10 protein-coding genes are annotated in these 19,102 nt (G+C 35.3%); all 10 read right to left on the minus strand.

All coding sequences use genetic code 11. The features are described 5' to 3' along the window. Nucleotides 1–1,287 carry a GumC family protein gene (locus F8154_RS08450; RefSeq protein ID WP_151861181.1) on the minus strand — a complete coding sequence of 429 codons (1,287 nt, stop codon included), beginning with the start codon at nucleotides 1,285–1,287 and terminating at the stop codon, nucleotides 1–3. A gap of 143 nt (nucleotides 1,288–1,430) precedes the next feature. Beyond that, nucleotides 1,431–2,870 carry an S-layer homology domain-containing protein gene (locus F8154_RS08455; RefSeq protein ID WP_151861182.1) on the minus strand — a complete coding sequence of 480 codons (1,440 nt, stop codon included), beginning with the start codon at nucleotides 2,868–2,870 and terminating at the stop codon, nucleotides 1,431–1,433. A 35-nt stretch (nucleotides 2,871–2,905) separates the two neighbouring features. After that, nucleotides 2,906–6,739 (minus strand): S8 family serine peptidase, encoded by a 3,834-nt coding sequence (locus tag F8154_RS08460; RefSeq protein WP_151861183.1) that lies wholly within the window; start codon nucleotides 6,737–6,739, stop codon nucleotides 2,906–2,908. A gap of 418 nt (nucleotides 6,740–7,157) precedes the next feature. Beyond that, nucleotides 7,158–7,388, minus strand: coding sequence for a hypothetical protein (locus tag F8154_RS08465; RefSeq protein ID WP_151861184.1), 231 nt, complete (start codon nucleotides 7,386–7,388; stop codon nucleotides 7,158–7,160). 70 nt (nucleotides 7,389–7,458) lie between these two features. Then, nucleotides 7,459–10,350, minus strand: a complete 2,892-nt coding sequence (locus F8154_RS08470; protein WP_151861185.1) for an S-layer homology domain-containing protein — start codon at nucleotides 10,348–10,350, stop codon at nucleotides 7,459–7,461. A gap of 561 nt (nucleotides 10,351–10,911) precedes the next feature. Continuing rightward, on the minus strand, nucleotides 10,912–11,271 hold the full coding sequence (locus tag F8154_RS08475; protein ID WP_151861186.1) for a four helix bundle protein: 360 nt from the start codon (nucleotides 11,269–11,271) through the stop codon (nucleotides 10,912–10,914). 44 nt (nucleotides 11,272–11,315) lie between these two features. Further along, nucleotides 11,316–12,917 (minus strand): CTP synthase, encoded by a 1,602-nt coding sequence (locus F8154_RS08480; protein WP_151861187.1) that lies wholly within the window; start codon nucleotides 12,915–12,917, stop codon nucleotides 11,316–11,318. A gap of 394 nt (nucleotides 12,918–13,311) precedes the next feature. After that, complete coding sequence (locus tag F8154_RS08485; RefSeq protein ID WP_151861188.1) at nucleotides 13,312–14,721, minus strand: S41 family peptidase; 1,410 nt, start codon at nucleotides 14,719–14,721, stop codon at nucleotides 13,312–13,314. A gap of 30 nt (nucleotides 14,722–14,751) precedes the next feature. Further along, the gene (locus F8154_RS08490; protein ID WP_151861189.1) at nucleotides 14,752–16,218 is read right to left on the minus strand and encodes an S-layer homology domain-containing protein; all 1,467 of its coding nucleotides are present in this window, start codon (nucleotides 16,216–16,218) and stop codon (nucleotides 14,752–14,754) included. A 14-nt stretch (nucleotides 16,219–16,232) separates the two neighbouring features. Next, nucleotides 16,233–19,022 carry an S-layer homology domain-containing protein gene (locus F8154_RS08495; RefSeq protein WP_151861190.1) on the minus strand — a complete coding sequence of 930 codons (2,790 nt, stop codon included), beginning with the start codon at nucleotides 19,020–19,022 and terminating at the stop codon, nucleotides 16,233–16,235. Nucleotides 19,023–19,102 lie beyond the last annotated feature (80 nt).

Consider the following 19,102-nt stretch of genomic DNA (forward strand, 5'->3'; position numbering starts at 1 on the left):
TTATACGTTGGCTTTGCTCTCTTCTCCAGACGTCTTCCAATATTCAATAAAGAATGCTATAAAGGTTCCCATCATTAATCCTAGTACGCCTGCAATAGCAACATTTAGTGCTTTTCTTGGTGCGATAGGATTAGTTGTCGGGAAGGCTTTAGAGATAACTATCATGTTTGATTCTCCTATTTGTGAGGACTCAGTAACCCTAAGCTCTTCGTGTTTTCTGGCAAAGGCATCGTAGGTGTTTTGTGCTATATTAACCTTCTGATTAATTAGTCTTTCTTGATGTGTCTTCTCAGCCAATTCTATTTGAAGCTTATCTATTTTTCTTTGGGTTTCTGTTATTTGAAGTTTTGTATTTTCAATACGGGCTTCTTCCTCCTGTAGCTGGATTAACAGATTAGATCTGTTGTTTTGTAGATTAATATATACAGGATTTATTTCTTCATTTTCCATCTTTATATTTGTCAATTGTTCTGTTGAAAGATTATTGTTTTCCTTTGCTAAATCAGTTAAAATGTTATCCTCTAATATTGTTTTACTTGTTATTAGCTTTTCTGGCGTTTTTCTAAGCTCTTCTTCTGTTGCTCTTATTGCATTAATTAGTACTGCTTTTCTTATTTCACTATCAACTAAAAGGGTTTTATAGTTAGTAATTTGCTGTAATTTAGCATCTAGCTCCTTAGAAAGCTCTGAGGTGCCTTGAGGTTGAGCTAAAAATTCCTTTAATTCTAATAATGCTTTATCTAAGTTTTCTTTTTCAGTTATAATTTGTGCTTCTATGTACTTAGATGAAGAGGTTGCCTGTTCTTTAGCTTTATCTGCAACAAAGTTTACAAATTTTTCTCCTACCTTATTAACAATTTCTGCTGCCTGCTCTGAATCGTTGCATTGCATTTTTATTGTTATTAGGTTTGTGTCTTTAATTGTTTCAAGGGTAATTGCTTTGGCTAATGATTCAACATCATATTGCTCCTCTAAGCCTAAATCTGCAATTGTTTCCCTCATAATTCTTGGTGCTGTTATTTGTTGTCGGTAGGTCTCTAGGGTAACATTGGGATATTGCGATAGGTTATTAAGGATACTATCAATTCCTTCCCCTTGCTGTTGGGTTGATTGCAGTCTATCACTAAAATTTGAAGCCATTAAAACCATTCTAGTTTCATAAACTGGCTCAAGTACAAAAAAGCTTAGTATTCCTGCGGCAAGTACTGCTATTACCGTTAATCCAATAATTATATTTTTTCTTTTTATAAGTGTCTCTATAAGTTCTCGTAAGCTTATTTCTTCCACTGTAATACCTCCAATAGCTAAAATAAAAATTGATATCTCTTAAAATTATACCATAAGAACCATACTAAAACCTCATTTAATGTATTACAATTTTATTACATACATTTAAAAGGATTACCATTTACGGTAATCCTTTTAAATGATTAAATTCTATTTAGCTTCTCTAGTAATCTAAATATTGTTGTTGCTGCCTGAGCCCTTGTGGCTGTTTCTCTTGGTGCAAAGGTTGACGGGGACATTCCCTGCATTAAGCCACTTTTTATCGCTGTATTAATGTATTCTTGAGCCCAGCCTGAGATTTCCTCTTTGTCGTTATATTGCTGTATTTTAGTAGTAGTTGCATCAGTTGTAATAGGTGGTGCTGAATAGCCCTCTTCATGCTTTAAAGCTCTAACCAGCATAGTCGCCATTGCTTCCCTGGTAATATTAACATTAGGATTAAATTTACCGTTTGAGCCAACTACTAGGCCTGCTCTTGCGGCTGCTTCAACTTCTACTGCATACCAGGCATCTTCTTCGACATCAGAAAACATCCCTTCATATGATTGATGCTGAAGATTTAAGGCTCTCACTAGTAGTGCTGCAAATTGAGCTCTTGTAACATTTTCATCAGGAGCATACAGATTATCTGTTACTCCTCTTGTAATATGTTTAGCTGTAGTTACCATAACTGCATCCTTAGCCCAATGATTAATCATGTCATCAAACACCTTTTCATAGTATATAACAGTGTAGATGCTAAATCTATCTAACTGTACCTCCATTGCTCCTTCATCATTTAGTCTTCCACCAACATACTGCCATCTATTACTTTCTGGGTTATAGCGGTATACACCAAGAAGCCTTTTATCTTTGCCTTCCATAGCCTCATCATCTAATATGAACTTAACGGTTACTGGTTTTCTAAAGGTTACATTATCGTCTATATTAAAGTCATATGTTCTTGAAACTATCTTGAATCCATCTAACTCGGCAGAATTATCTGTTTCTTCTTGTTCTTCATCTGTGAGTTCTCTTATGGATATTGTAGCTTCTCCATCGAAAGCACCTTCTGGTACATCAATCTTTAGATTACCATCCTCTGTTGCTACTTGACCACCTTTGGAATCAAATTTTTTGCTATTTTTCTCTTGATTATCATCCTTTGGTCTTTGTGCAGGTTGTGAAGGGGTACTAGGTGAAGAACCCGAGGAACCACCAGAACCGCCAGTAGAGGACTTTACAACAGTAAATTCTCCACTCTCTGAAATACCTACTGCTGAAGCAGTAACTGTATACTTGCCTCTATCTGCTGTATCTGATAGGTAAAAGACAGCTTTATACTTACCATCTTTATCTGTATCTACCTGTTCAACAAATACTAATGTGTTTTTTTCATTTACTACTTTAATTTTTACAGGTGTTCCTGCGAATGGAGTATTATCATTAGCTACGCTTCCACTAATAGTTACACTACTGTTTTGGCTAACTTGACTGTTATTTATGGTTAAGCTAAGACTATATGCATTATCTCCACTAGTTACCACAACGGATCCACAAAACATTATAAAAACTATCATTAAGCTTATTACTTTTCTATTCAACGATTTCACTCCTTTACTTTGGTTTTTAAATGCTATTACTTAACTGTAAAGCTGGCTTCAACAACCGAAGATAAGGCTTCGATGTTTTCGCCCCTCCAGCCATCCCAAACATATACTTTAACTGTATATGTGTCTTTCTTTGCGTTGGATGGTATGCTAATAAAGGATCTTATCGTTGAGCTTTCATTTGCATCTAATTTCTCTAGGTCAACTACTGTTAAGCCTGAGGATAATACTTCACCTTTTTTATCTTCTATCTTAATAATTATTGTTGGGTTTACAACTTCTGGTCCGAGGTTCTTAATTGTAGCTTCTACCTGAACCATTTCATTTCTAATAAAGTTGCTTGACTCTTCATTATTAGTGTTTAGTATTGATAAGTTGTTTACTAATACATCATAGTTGTATACATTGAAGGTTGCTTCTTTTATAGTTTCATTACCTTCCATATCCTTAACATTAAAAATAGCTTTATATGCGCCTGAAGCTTGATAACTATCTGCTGGAGTCCAGCTTTCATAGAACAAGGTAGTATATACTCCATCTGGTGTACTGAACTCTGCTACTACTTCTTCATTAGGATTAACTATTGATACCTTCCAGCTTACTGGTTGGCTTGTTTTGGCTCTTATTTCTGCTGGTCTTTGGTAGCTAACATATGCTTCTGTGTTTACTCCTATACTGGTGAATATTTCTTCATTTCTTACTGTAGGATCGCCAATATATGCTAATGATGCGTTACCTGCTATATCTTCTGCTACTACTACAATATTATCTTCAGCTGTTACACCCTCAACAGTAAGCTGATTTACTACAGTAGTTCCAGCTACAACTCCATTAACAAAAACTGTAAATGAAAAGATGTCGTCACCGTTGCTTTCCCATGTTATAATATTATCTTCTACTTTTATGTTTCCTAACTCTATAGGTGTTAAGTCAACCTTTATAGGCATTTTATAGTATTGATAGCTTACAGGTGTAATATGATCATAGTGTATCTTTGAGGTAACTTCAAAATAGTACTGTCCTTCAACAACAATATTATTATCCTCGTCGGTACCATCCCAAGTAAATAACGTAGGATGTTGAGTTAGTGGTGTAGCTGCAACTACATTCTTTCTTAAGCCTTCTTCGAATGGCTTTGTATCGTCTGGATTAGTGAATGTTTTATTGTCAAACAACTCTTTAACTACATTTCCATCCTCATCAACTATTGATAGGTTAAACTCCCTAGCATTTCTTAGTATAGTATAAATAGCTTGAGCGCTATCCTTATAGCCTGTAAAGGGTGAAAAGGATATCCAATCTGGATTAAATTCTCCAATAGAGTTATAGCCTAGTGTTACATCAGGTCTAATTACATCTATTACAAGGTCTGTTTCATACTCAAGCATATTATAGTAGTTTATTAACTCGTCATCATAAATACCTGTATATTCAGTATAGGTGTCACTATTCCAGAATGCAGGGTCTATTGTATTAGGTTTGTTCCAATCTCCATAGAAGCCAACATATGGAACTGATAGAGTTGGTAGCTTTTTATCTAATGGGACAAACTCTATAAAACCTTCGACGAAGGTCTCATCTTCTATATCTGCCTCTGAAAGATCTAATTTAAATGTTAAGGTATTTATGGTTTCTGGGTCTGCATAGACTACTCCAGTTACTGTATTGTCCTTATCAACAGTAGATGAAAGTAACTTAAGCTCTGCTCCTTGTAGTGCTGTTGTTTTCATTGTTAGATAATTGTCTTCTTTCCCATCTTCAAAAACTGATGAATAAACCACATAGGGAACTGAAGCCTCTGCTTCATCTAGGGTTGAGAGGTATAATTTAAATTCAGCTTCAACATTGTCCCTTAAGGTAACAGCTGCATTTTTACGGACTTTTAAAAGTCTACTATCATCTGTTATTTCGGTATAAACGTAGGCTGGTGTTTGAACTGCTTTGTCTAGCTTCATCATACCAGCCCCTTGTCTTCTCGGGGAGTAGGGAAGCCCCTTATTGTCGGGATCTTCAATTATTTCAGCAGTGTTCATCAATAACAGTTTTACAAGATCAACTGTATCACCATCGTCTGCCATACCATGATTATTTTTAAGGTGCTGTGCTATTAGGGCTGATCCACCTGCAACATGGGGGGCAGCCATAGAGGTTCCACTCATATTTGTATACATATTATTATTTGAAAGTGACCATATATTACCACCTGGCGCAGTTATCTCTGGTTTAAATGCTAAGTCTGAAGTTAGACCCCATGATGTAAAGCCTGACATTCTATTTTCATTAATATTTTCATTTTCTCCTGAGTTTCCTGCAAAGGTAACTTCTGCAGTTCCATCTTGAAGCATGCTTAGCAGCTCTTCTCCAGCTGATTTTCCAATAAATACAGCCGGTATAGTTGCCTCTTCAGGATACATCATACTTATTAAGCTATCATCTATATGATTAAATACTATTACACCTGCAGCACCATGAGCCTCTGCATTTGAAATTTTATCTACAAATGGGAATTCTCCTCTTTGTATTAATGCAATCTTCCCTTTAAAATCTTTGCCCTCAAAATCGACGGCATCGCCCCCTAGCCCTGCATATACAAGTTCCATGGACTCTTTATCAAAATATGTGATGGCATCTGGCCCTGAATTGGTATACTGTGTCTTTTTATCATCACCATAGTCCATGTAATATGCTGTTACATAATCGTTCTCATAGGAAGCTACTTGAATAGTGTCATACCATAATCCTGGTGAACCTACCAATCCAACATCAGGATTTTGAACATAAGGCTCGTTCCAACCAACTGCAGTAGAAAAGTTAGAGTTACCTGCTGATACTGCAACTATAACACCATTTTCTACTGCATAGCTTATCGCTTGATGGTATGGAATTTCCGGATCTAAAAAGGCTGCCGTAGAGCCTAAGCTCATGTTTATTACATCTGCATTAAAGTTAACTGCATGAATTATACCTGCAATTATATCATCCTCATATGCATACTCGTCAGTATCTGAAAATACTTTTTCAGCAAGAATTTGTGCATTTGGAGCTATTCCTTTAATTGTACCATTCCCTGCTGCTGTACCTGCCACGTGGATACCATGATCACTGGCATATCCAGTAACGTCGTTATCATAATCTGCCCAGTCGAATCCAGTAGGTATTTTGCTATTATAGTACTTTTCTGCAACCTCTGTTTTTTTAGCAATCTCATTAAATTTTTCTGGTGTAATTTTTACATCTACATCCTCTAGCATTTCCCAGTCCTTATGGTTCGGATCAACTCCCGTATCTAAAACGGCTATAAGTGTGCCGTCTCCATAAAGACCTTCAAGGGCAACTATTTCCTCTGTATTTACTATTTTTCTACTATTACTCATATCTAGAGTGAATTTTTCTGCTATGTACACTCTTTTAACGTTTTTTTGACTTTTTAATTCTTCTAGGTTTTTATACTCAGTGTCTGCACTAAAGCCATAAAAGCCTTGAACAAATTGGTGTCTGGTTTTGATATTTACATTTCCCTCTACATCACTAATTACTTCGGATTGAATAGAGAGCTTCTCTGAAACATCAATTTGTGAAGCCATTATTGCTGGTCCTTCTACAGAGCCACCATATAGCTCCACAATTATTCTGACTTTTTCATCTGGATTAAACCTTTTTGAGTTTTCCCCTAGAAAACCTTTTGGATTTAATCTTTCCAGTAGAGCACCCTTTTCTGCTTCACTTCTACGAAGGTTTCTAACATACTGGAAATATACTTCCTCGTCTATTTCCTTTGGTGTTTCGTTTGCAAATGCAAAACTAAAGCTTGATACAACTAGTAGCAAAACTAATAAAGCTGATAAGAGTTTCTTATTTTTCACTTAAATACCCCCTTTGTAAATTATGTTTTATTCTACTATCCTCCCTTCATTTGATTAATATTTTATATACTAAATATGATAATATAATTTTTTTGTTATGTATAGGTATATTTATCATATATTGGTCGCAATTTTCGACGCTATACTACCTATTGTGAAATTATTTACTATAAAGATTTTTAGGCTACAAGTAGGTTTATATAGGCAAAATAAGAATTTAAAAATATGAACAATCAAATAGAGAATGACATTGTCATTCCCTAAAATTTGCTGCCCATATTTTTTGTACGCTTGCACTACACTTACCACTACTATGTCTCGCATCGTTTGAGACCTTCACCCTTAACATTATGTCTATACTGTGTACACACAGCAAAAACCTTTGAGATTAATCTCAAAGGTTTTTTGCTTGTTAGTATTATTCAACTATAAGCTCTTCAACTGTAACTTCGATAACCTTGTCATGATCTAACTTATTTCCTGCTTTATCAGTTACATCTTGCTCGTAGTTAATCCTGATTTCTTTATCTTTACCGATGTCTTGAGCTTTTCCATCAACTGTCAATGTAACAATGTTACTATTGTCTGTTATTATTGCATCATCTATCTTTCCTGCCTCTAAGCTGAATCTAAGTAGTTCTCCCTCCAACTATTGCTATAGAGTAAAAATATTAAAAAGAGGAACTCAATGAGTTCCTCTTTAAAAAATACTAATACTACTATGGTGTAGGTACGATACTTTGAAGTGCTTTCTCAGCCATAAATGTGTTACCACTCATATCAATAACGTCATTTTCTTGCGTTACTTTAGGAGCTGCTGGTATAGCATCAGTACCACTTTGTGAAATTGTTAGAACAACAACAGTTCCACCTGCTTCAGTATCAATCATATCTACTTTAGCTTTTTCTACCTTAAATGTTATTGTTGATAAAGCATCTTTGTCAATTTGCTCTGAGAAGTAAATCTTGATTGTACTAGCATCTGTTCTTTCTACCTTATATTTGTCTTTGTTGTCTCCAGCATCATACTTAACGATTTCTGGTGTAATTTCATCTTTGATAAAGCTGTTATAGAATTCTGCACTTGTGGCATCTTGTGTTACTTCAGTAGTAGGATCATTATCTAAGCTTAAAATAATTGTGCCAAATGAATTCTTAAGACCTTGCCCAAATAACACTTCAAATGTTACATTGTCCTTATCTGTTTCGAAAGCTTTGCTTCCGTATACAAACTCAAGAACTGTTGCACCTTTTTCTTCAGTTTGAGTTAATGTAAAGTTATTTCCTCCATTAACTAGGAATGCATCACTTGTTACACCAGATAGAAGATCATTAAACTTAACTACTAAAGTATCTTTTGCAGTTGCTTCAATGCTTTCAACCTTTACAAATTGCTCTGTTTGAATATCTGTATTAAGAGATACAAGTTTTGGCTTAATAGCATTTTCTGCTAAGTCTTCTACATTAATAACTTGTAACTTAATCTTCAATAAAGTTGGATCAAGTTTTTGCTCTTCCCAAATAATATCTGCTTGAGCATCAGTTAATGGTAATTTAACTCTTGTATTAACTCCATCAAATGAAGGATCTTCTGTTAATATAGTTACGTCTGCTCCATCAAATACAATTGCATAGTTAGAAGCCTTAAGTGCTGTATCAGCATCTACTTCTTCACTGAATCTTACATATAGTTCTTTAGTTTTGAAGGTGTTGTCACCATCATCAACCTTATCGAATTCTATATTGTAATATACTTCTTTTACTTCTGGCTTTGTTTTATCAGTAACTTCTATTAATTCAGTATAAAGATTTAATTCATTTTCTTTTAAGGTTGTATCTTTAACATCCTCAATAGTTACTGTAATTATTTCACCTGATAATTTCTTTCCAAGTTCAACTTCAAAGGTTTTACCTTTTCCAGCATCAAGAACATTTACAGTTACTCCGTCAATTTCTTCACCGTCTTCATCTAATACTTCAATGTTCTTGTTTTCGAAGATAACTTCTTTGCTGAATTTAACTTCTAATTTATCTTCTGCAACAACTTTGATTTCTGTTACTTCTGGTGTAGTCTTGTCGGCTGCTACACTGATATCAAATGTTTGATCTCCTAGCTCATTGCCCCAGTTATCTTCAATGTCATCACCAAAGATTCCGAACACAGTTTCACCTTCTGGTATAGCTCTGCTTCCTACTATTTCGTCACCAGCATTATCTAATCCATGGAATTTAACATAAGCTTTTGATACAGCTTCTTTAGTAGTAATAGCATCTGTCATATCTGCATCTGAGTAGATACCGATTGATTTCCATGCATTAAATGTATGATAGAAAGAAGCTTTTTCTAAACCAGATACTGGCTTGTTAAACTCAACGATTACATAAGTTTGTTCTACCTTAGTAACCTCTGCAATCGGTGGAGTATTATCTTCTTCATAATTGAACTCAGCTGTTCTAATTATGTTAGCATATCCAGCAAAATCTTCGAATCCACTGATTTTCGCTGTGTAAGTCTTGCCATCTACAAACTTAGTGAATACTTCTACCTTAACAACCTCAGTTCCATCAACTGTAACTTTATTGCCTAAAGTAGTCTTATCTTGCTTAACTACAACCTTTTGATCTGCTACGTCTGTAACTGGCTCTGTAAATTTAATTTCAAAAGTTCTTGGTCCAGTAATTACAAGTTCTTCAACATCAGGTAATACACCATCAAAAGCCTCAAACGGAACTTCTGCTTTTTCCATAGCTTCTTCAGCTAAGTTTTCAACCTTGTCAACAGTAAGTTCATACTCTACTTGATTGTCTAATTTGTCTTGAACTGTTAACACAACAGTCATTCCATCTTCTTGTAGCATTGCAGTAGATATTTTTTTATCTTTGTTTAAAGAGAAGTTGCCGTCAACAACTGTTTCTTCACTAACTTCTTGGTTAAATACTACTACAACTTCTTTTAAGTTGTCAGCATATACATCAACAACTTCTAGAGCTGTTACTACTGGCTCTTCAACTGGTACTTCAACTGGCTCGATACCAAGCTTTCCTGCTAGAGTCATTTCTTCTCCATTTAATGCTACGTCAAGAGATTGCTCCATTGTAGTTCCAACAACTTCTCTTGTAGCTGGTGCTAATGGATCGATTGAGAAATCTACTGGGATTCCTACTGCAGCAGCCTTAACAAGGAAACCATTTGGCCATGCTAGGTCAGCTAACTCGTCTCCGTAACCTAATGCTCTTAACATAACTGTTAATAGTTGAGCATAGTTTGCTTCATCAGTTGGTCCGAAGTATCCGTTTCCGTATCCTCCGAAAAGACCTTCTTTAGTAGCTAAACCAACGAATGGTGCAAACCAGTCGTCTTCAGATACGTCTTCGTAGTCTGCTGTTTCATTTAGAGCTACGATTTCCTCATCTGTGTAACCACTTAGTCTTAATACTATCGTTGCTAATTCTGCTCTTGTAGCAACATCTTCTAATCTTAATCCTCCTACTCCGAATGCGCCAGCTTCAACAACTCTTTCCATGCCAGCTGCTTCTTCGTTAGCGAAGGCAAATCCAAAACTTCCTAGTACCATAGAAAGTACCAGTACTAATGATAGGATTTTCTTCATTATGTCTTCCTCCTTTTTTTTCTTTGTTTGAAGTGAGTTTGAATTAAGGATATGACTGTAACCCCTTCTCGAAACCAACCACTCCTTTAAAATTATATAGAAGCGGTGTAGTAATTATGTACCCGCATTCTATAAAGTTGATTATATCATTGACACTGTTGAAAGGTCAACGATAGAGACGATTTTGTAATATAACTGTAATATAGATATATTACAAGTGCCTGTTCAACCTTTACACATATCATTATACACGTGTAGAGGTATAAATACCATTACAGTTGTATTACAAGTTTTTTTCAGGATGGTGACGGAATAGCCACACTTTTCCAAAAAATATTCGTCCACTTAATAACTATTCTATGTGTGGGGGAAAAATCCTTTTTTAAAACAAAAAAAACTTAAACTTTCATAATTAAGAGTTAAGAGTTAAGAATTAAGAGTTAAGAGTTAAGAGTTGAGAATTAAGAGTTAAGAGTTAAGAATTAATTCAAAGATTTTAAAAGATTAATACTATTATAGTCTTTCTCTATCGGGGCAGAAAGAACCATCAAATTGATGACTCTATGTATCGCTGTTGAATTTTGATTTTTTTACTATTGATACTAAAATACATATTAGCTCTTCACAATCCTGTAACAGTTGTACAATTTTAATATTATCTAGTTGATAACTATCATTTATTAGACGTAGCCAGTATTTTGTTTCTGATGCTTCCTTTAATGAAATTGATAGTTTATGAATGAAGTCTTTTCTACTTTGGGCATATTGTGCTTCCTCAATATTTGCTCCGATGCTTGTTCCTGATCTTAATAACTGTTTTGAGATTACAAATTCCCTTTGCTCGTTCTGCATTAGTTTATAAAAATCAACAATTGATAATGCAAATTGGTATGCTTTTTTTCGTAGATTATTATCCCCCATCTTTACCCCCGTTTTACTCTTTTTCTACTATTATACATTATAATTTAATCATTACTAATTGCATTTTTAATGAAGTCTCTAAACAATGGATGGGGGCGAGTTGGTCTTGATTTGAATTCTGGGTGAAATTGGGCTGCTACAAACCACGGGTGATCTTTTAGCTCTATTATTTCTACCAACCTTTCATCTGGTGAAATACCACTTATTATAAGACCTGCCTTTGTTAGCTCCTCTCGATACTGGTTATTAAACTCGTATCTGTGTCGGTGCCTTTCATAAATTAGGTCTTCTCCGTATGCTTCTTTTGCCTTTGTATTGGGGTAAAGCTTACAGGGGTATAGGCCTAGTCGCATGGTTCCCCCCATGTCTTCTATATCTTGCTGTTCTGGCATTAGGTCTATAACTGGATGGGTTGTATTTGGGTTTAATTCTGAGCTATGGGCAGTTGATAGACCCATTGCATTTCTTGCAAATTCAGCTACTGCCAGCTGCATTCCTAAGCATATACCTAATAGCGGTATTTTGTTTTCTCTTGCATATTTTATGGCTTGAATTTTACCTTCAACACCTCTATCTCCAAAGCCACCTGGGATAAGTATACCATCGGCTGAAGATAATATATGGGAAGCTGTAGTACTGGTTACCTCGGAAGATTGTATCCATTTAATATTAACCTTAGAGTTATTATGGATGCCTGCATGTATCAATGCTTCTGACACTGATATATATGCATCCTTAAGCTCTACATATTTACCTACTAGTGCTATATTTACTGTTTTACTTGGATTTTTATGCTTGTCTACAATTTGCAACCAGTTGCTTAGGTCAGGTGTATTTGCTTTAAGGTTTAATCTTTTTACAGCTATCTCGTCTAATCCTTCTGATTGAAGCATTAGTGGAACCTCGTAAAGGCTTTCGGCATCAATGTTTTGTACTACGCTATTAGGACTAAGGTTACAGAAAAGTCCTATTTTATCCTTCATCTCTTGGGATAGAGGTTTTTGTGTACGGCACACCACCACGTCTGGTTGAATACCTATGCTCCGTAATTCCTTAACACTATGCTGGGTTGGTTTAGTTTTCAGCTCTCCTGCCTTATTTAAGTAGGGTACTAGGGTAACATGTATATACATTACATTTTCTACTCCAACATCGTACTTTACCTGTCGAATTGCTTCTAAAAAGGGGAGGCTTTCTATGTCGCCAACTGTACCACCTATTTCTGTTATTACAACATCTATTGTGGCTTCCTTTGAAACTCTGAATACTCTTTCTTTTATTTCATTTGTTATGTGGGGTATTACTTGTACTGTGCCCCCTAGATAGTCTCCTTTTCTCTCTTTATTAATTACAGACCAATAAACTTTACCTGATGTTATATTGCTGTTTTTACTCAGGTTAATGTCAATGAACCTTTCATAGTGTCCTAGGTCTAGGTCTGTTTCTGCTCCATCATCGGTTACAAAAACTTCACCATGCTGATATGGACTCATTGTTCCTGGGTCTATATTAATGTAGGGATCAAATTTTTGTATTGTTACCTTTAAGCCTCTACTTTTTAATAGTTGTCCTAATGATGCTGCTGTTATTCCTTTTCCTAAAGAGGAAACTACTCCTCCTGTAATGAAAATGTATTTTGTTTGCAAAGTGAACACACTCCTTTTTAAATTAAAAGTTGAAAATTAAAAATTAAAAATTAAAAATTACAAATCATAATTGAAAATGGAAAATTAAAGTCAAACCAAAACAAATCGAAAACAAATTATTTTATTATTATTTCTTCATAATGCTAATTAATATCCAAAAAAAGTGAGAAGTCACCCCTCGGGGTGACCTTGTAAAGGGCACCCTGTCGGGTGCACGTTTTTCTATAAACAGTATAAGGATCTTTAATAACTTTAACAGTTTATATTAATAAATAACTATTGTCAATAACAATTATTAATATAAAAGATTATATTAATAATTGAGTTAAATTTAAAAGTGAAAAATTAAAAAACAATGCAAGATCAATGTTTAATTACCAATGAAAAATTAAGCCTATTGATTTGATGCTTCGGCTTCTACTTCTTCATTTTTAAGGTAGTCAAGGGCAAATTGCAGCTGTAGGTCGTTTTCTTCACTGGATACTATTAAGCGGAAAACGAAGTCTATACTATATTGAAGCTCTGGTGTTAACTCTTGATGAGTAAATCCATATTCCTTTTTAAAGGTATCTATTGCTTCTTGGGTAGCCTCACCATAAACTCCATCTTCATCTGATATTTCATATCCAATAATTTGAAGTCGTTGTTGTATTGCTAATACATCGTCACTTTTATCGCCTTTGTTTATTGTTTTAGTGGGTATTAATCCTAGTAAATCATCTATTTTAAACTCTTCTGGCAAACGGTCAACATCAAAATTTGGTGTTACTCCAACACCATCTATAGTTGTTTTATTTGGGGAAAGGTATCGTGCTTCTGTTAGTTTATAGCCGCCTCCATTAAATAAGCCATATACCCTTTGTACTGAGCCTTTACCGTAGGTTTGTTTTCCCACTACCACACCGGCTTTTGTATCTTGAACTGCTGCAGCCAATATCTCTGAAGCACTGGCACTTCCTTCGTTTGCCAATACTACAATATCATCAAAAACTGGCTCATCTAAAAAGGATGAATAGGTAAGGTTATGGCCTTTAAACTCAATAAACACAACTGGTCCCCTTGGTACTAGATATCTACATATATTTACTACTTCATCAATAGAGCCACCAGGGTTATTTCTAACATCAATTATAACCTTTTCAATTTCTTTTTCCTCCATTATATCAACAGCTTTTTTAAAATAATCATCAGCCTTTTCGTTAAAGACCTCTATACTTATATAGCCTATTCCATCTATTATATCCCATTCTATAGGATTACTTTCTATTATTCCTCTAGTTATAGTGAATTTTAATAGGTTTTTGACACCTGCTCTTCTGATTCTGATAGTTACTTCTGTATCCTCTGGACCGCGGATAATGCTTGCTACCTCCGAGCTGGACATGCCTCTGGTTAATGTGTCGTCTACCTTTAAAATTTCGTCTCCAGCCTTTAAGCCTGCCTTTTCTGCTGGTGCTCCACTTATTACATCTGCAATATATACCTTTTTATCTCTTTCTTCTATATAGGCACCTATGCCTGCAAACTCTCCAGTTATATCCTCTATAAAACTTTCAAACTCTTCCTTTGTATAATATTCACTATGACTATCTAGATTTTCAAATAAATCCTTTGGTGTTTCTCCTTCTAAATCTTCATAGTCTAAATGATCCACGTACTTATCTATAATTATATCCTTTAGACCCTCTAAAAGATACTCATTATAATCGTCCCCATAGGCTGACGCTGTGGTTAGAAACACCATAACCATTACTACTGCAATAACAAGTGATGTCTTGTGTCGTAAGCTGCTGAACTTGATCATTATATTACCTCCAATTTTAATTGCTTTGTTTTAGTAGTTTATTATATTCTCTCTATAATCATACCTTAATTCTTTTTGTAAATAGTGTATAAGGTTTGTTAAGATAGTTGCGGCTTCTGCCTTTGTGATATCTCTATTGGGCTGGAAGTAATTATCGCTGGTAGCATCAATAAGTGTAAGCTCCTTTGTTACATATACTGCATCCTTTGCCCAATCTGGAATTTGTCTATCATCTTTGTATCCTGTACTATAGTTTTGTATAGGTGCAAGGTTCTCAAAGCCCAACAGCCTAACAACTATAGCAGCCACCTCTGCCTTTGTAACTGATCTATTTGGATAGAACCGACCTTCTCCTGTTCCATTCATGACTCCCTTTTCTGCCATAGCCTTTATATATTTATAATTAGGGCTACTGGTGCTGACATCTACAAATATTGATTCTTCTTCCTGTGTTTGAATAGTTCTTCTTCTGACCTCCTCTTCTTCTATTGGTATACCCATAGACATAGTTATAAAACGAGCAAAATCACCTCTTGATATTGGTAGTGATGGTCCATAGTTTGTGGTTTCTGATGGAACTGCTCCTAAGCTTGCCAATAGAAGTATGTCTGCTTCTGCTCCATGTCCTGAGATATCCCTCATGGAGGGGATTATTAGTCTTTCGTTAATAGGGTTTGTATCTACGCTATAGCTGTCTAAACCAACATTCCTTTGACTTCTTAGGCTACCATCATCAGCTAGTCTTGGTAAGTCGTAGCTGACCTTTAGTACGTTCTCCTCCTGCTGTGTCATTAGAAACCCACCTCTAAAGCTAATTTGTGTAGGTGAATTGCTTTCGTAGCTGTAGTCCCTAGTACGATTATGTACTGCTTCTACCCTTGCTGTACCTTGCCATTTTATTGCATCTTCTCCCACCCCTTCAAACCGTATAAAATGCTCTATTGTTTGGGTTTCTGTTGTGCCCCAGTATTGGTTATAGCCTACCACATCGCCTCTTGTTTCAACTGTAACCTTGCCTTCGTCATCGTTAACAGTATATACCTTTCTGCCATCCCAGTTGCCTGCAAAGTAAGTGACTCCAGGCTTTTTTTCAAATATATTTGACTTGCTCCATTGGGAGGATTTATTATCTGTTTCATACTCAACTCCAGCAATTTCTAATGACTCTTTATAGGAGGTAACAGTATATACCTCTTGCCGTTGTCCGTTTTGTTCTACAATGGTCTTACTTAAATTTACTGTTCTGGTTAATTCCGCTTCTTCTTCAATGTTTTCAAGGCGATAGTTATATCTCTCGGTGCCTTTTTCATTTCTTTCAGTGATTCTAACATCGAGGGTTCCCTCCATAATTATTGGTTTACCAGTTATGAAGACAACCTCCATATAAGTCATTTCATTTTTTATACCGCCCTCATACCCTGGTATTTCTAAACCATAGCTTTGTAGGGTAAGAAGTAGCATGGTGATAATTATTACTGATATAACCCTTTTTCTCATTCTTCATAACCCCCTTATTGTTCTATAATAACTACATATGCGTCATCACCAGTGGAAACATCTTTATTTTTAATTATATATACATTAGCATTTTCTTTGATAACATATAGTTCTTGACTGGTTATTGGCTGATCATTAACCAAAATTACTGCCTTTTCCATATGGATAGGTTCCTTTGTAGTCACAGGTGTCCACTTTTTCGAAAGAGCATTCCAATGTCTAACATTCTTTAGGGTTACTTCATTGTTATCCAAGTCAATACTTTCTATTTCTCCTATAGCTCCATGATCTGTATTAACTCTTCTGGTGGTAACCTTATGGTCTGGAGTAAGGTTTATTGCTAATAATTCTTCTACAGTTTGAGTGCCATTTTTGTACTCCTTAACGATAAAGTAAGCTGTTTTTCCTACATAGTGCCTATTTTTTATTCTTTTTTTAAGATTACTATCTTCTATGTCATCTGGGTCGATATATCTGGAATTTATAAAATATGGTACTTCTATTTCAAGCTCCAGCTCACTATCAAATACTTTGGTGTCCTCTGTCATGGATATTCTTTGTGGTAAATCTACCTCTGCCCATGTATTGTTCTGAAGCTGTAGATAGTCCAGCTGATAGGCTAATCTACCTATTGTTACCTGATATTCACCAATAGCATCAATTTTCCCTCTATATACAAGAAGTCTTGTTCCGTCTATACGATCATCTAACATACCATCGTATTCTATATTTATAAAGGCTGCGTTTCTACTATTGTTATTAGCATTGAAGTCTGAAGTAACATGTATAGTTTGCTGTGCTTCAAGGTTGTAGGGGTCTATTAGACGGTTGTTTTGAACTACTATTGTACCCTCATTAAAGGTTATTGAATTGTTGTTTACCACCATTCTGTTAAGCCCATATTGAATGCTGGATATTTTATTATTGTATTGCTGTGTACTTCCATCCTTTAACAGTAGCTTTGCCACCCGCTGTACTCCATAGCTGCTTTCTGTAGCAGCAAATACCTCTTTGCCCTTTGATTTTGATAGATCCTTTAATGTTATACTATTACCACCTGAGTAAAGGTTGTTTTCAGCCTTTAGCTTTATTTTTGATTCGGTATGGGGAACCCATCTATTATTTTGGAATATTTCCACATCCTCGAGAACTATCTCATTGTTTCTTTCGCTTGTTTGTTCAAGTGTTCCTCTGTAGATGGCGGTTAAGTGTCTTTCGTCATCCTCAACTCTAATTTGCGATATCTCTGGGCTATATATGTCATCAAAGGAGAGTATTAATCTATCTCCTTTTTTTATTTCGAAGAGATTGGCTACATTCCCTTCTCTTGTTACACTTGTGCTGGAGGTGATTTTATATTTTTCAACTCCATCTCCTGTTTTTAGGGCTACTTCTTTATTATTTATGAATAAAGCATCTCCTACCTTTACTCTGCTGCCTGGTGGTATATACCCATGAAGGTTAGGGTCTTCCTCTAAATAGCCTTCAATTTTTGATACATTTTCATTAAATAGGGTTACCACCACTTCTTGTCCATAAAAAAGATCTTTAAAGCTAACCTCTTCCCCGTTGTTGGTTACAGGGGTATTGCTGTTCACATTAAATAAATGCTGCTTATCATTAAAGTCTATAACTGATAGACGATTGTTTTCGGTATCTATAAATTCTATAAAGCCTTCTATTGATTTTGCCTCTGGGTTTATAACCTTAGCATAGAATACCTTGTCATCATCATTAATAAAATACTGTATTCTATCCCACTCATAAAGACCATTTGAAAGCTGAAGCTGGCTATTTTTTTGTATTATTAGGTCTTTACCAGTATCTGGTTGAAGGGATATTATGTTGTAGCTTCCGTCAATGTTTTCTACTGTTATAATTTTAAGGTTTTTACCCTGTTGTGTCACATCATCTATTTTCGTTACTGTTCCCTCTAGCTTTGTAATACCTCTTGTTTCTAGTAGCTGATCATTTACATTAAGCATTATTTGTGCCAGCTGTGCCCTTGTTAGATTTCCATTAGGTTTGAATCTGTTTTCTGAGCCCGACATTATATCTTCCTGTAGCACTGCTTCTATATAAGCTATTTTTTCAGTGTCTATCTTTTGCCAGTCATTAAAATTATATACCTTTACCATTTTGTCGCCGTAGATTGGTTCAAGCTGTAGTACTCTTGCTAACCACATTGCTATTTCTTGTCGGCTAATAGGGCTGTTCCATTGATTAAGCTCTAGCTGTTGGTTAATTTGTCTTTCTAGTGCTGCTCTCTCCTGTTGGGTTATATCTTCACCATATGCATCTAGCCTTTGTTCTACTTGGTTTTGTATATTATCTGCCTGCTGGGGTGTTAGATTGGTGATTTCATTAACCTCTTGATTGGTGACAATGTTATTTTGCATCGCCAATTGAAGATATCCTCGACTCCATTCATCTACCACACTAAGAACTATAAAATCTTGTACATTGGGTAGGGCTTGGGTTTCTGCATGTTCTTGAGCCTCTCCCTCTAGTCCTATTGCCCTTACCAATACTGTTAATGCTTCCATATATGTAAGGTCTTCATCTGGATTAAATAGTCTATTGCCACCCCTCATTAATGCTTGAGCCCCTGCATCTAAAATCGCTTCTTTTCCCCAGTGGTTTTCTATATCTGTAAATAGTAGATTTTCATACTGGGTTGCTGCGTTATCTACTCCTTCGTAAACTGGATGGGATGTAAAATCATTAATTGCTATTGCAGGTAAGACTTGGGCTATTAATATTAAAAGTATAAGAAAGCTAATTCTTTTTTTATGCTTTATCATGGATTTGACCTCCAAACAAAAAATTTATAATGATAAATTTTTAAATTAAAAATTAAAAATTGATTAGGGTGTCAAAAGTA

This window comes from Alkaliphilus pronyensis (genome assembly GCF_009017275.1).
Taxonomy (GTDB): domain Bacteria; phylum Bacillota; class Clostridia; order Peptostreptococcales; family Natronincolaceae; genus Alkaliphilus_C; species Alkaliphilus_C pronyensis.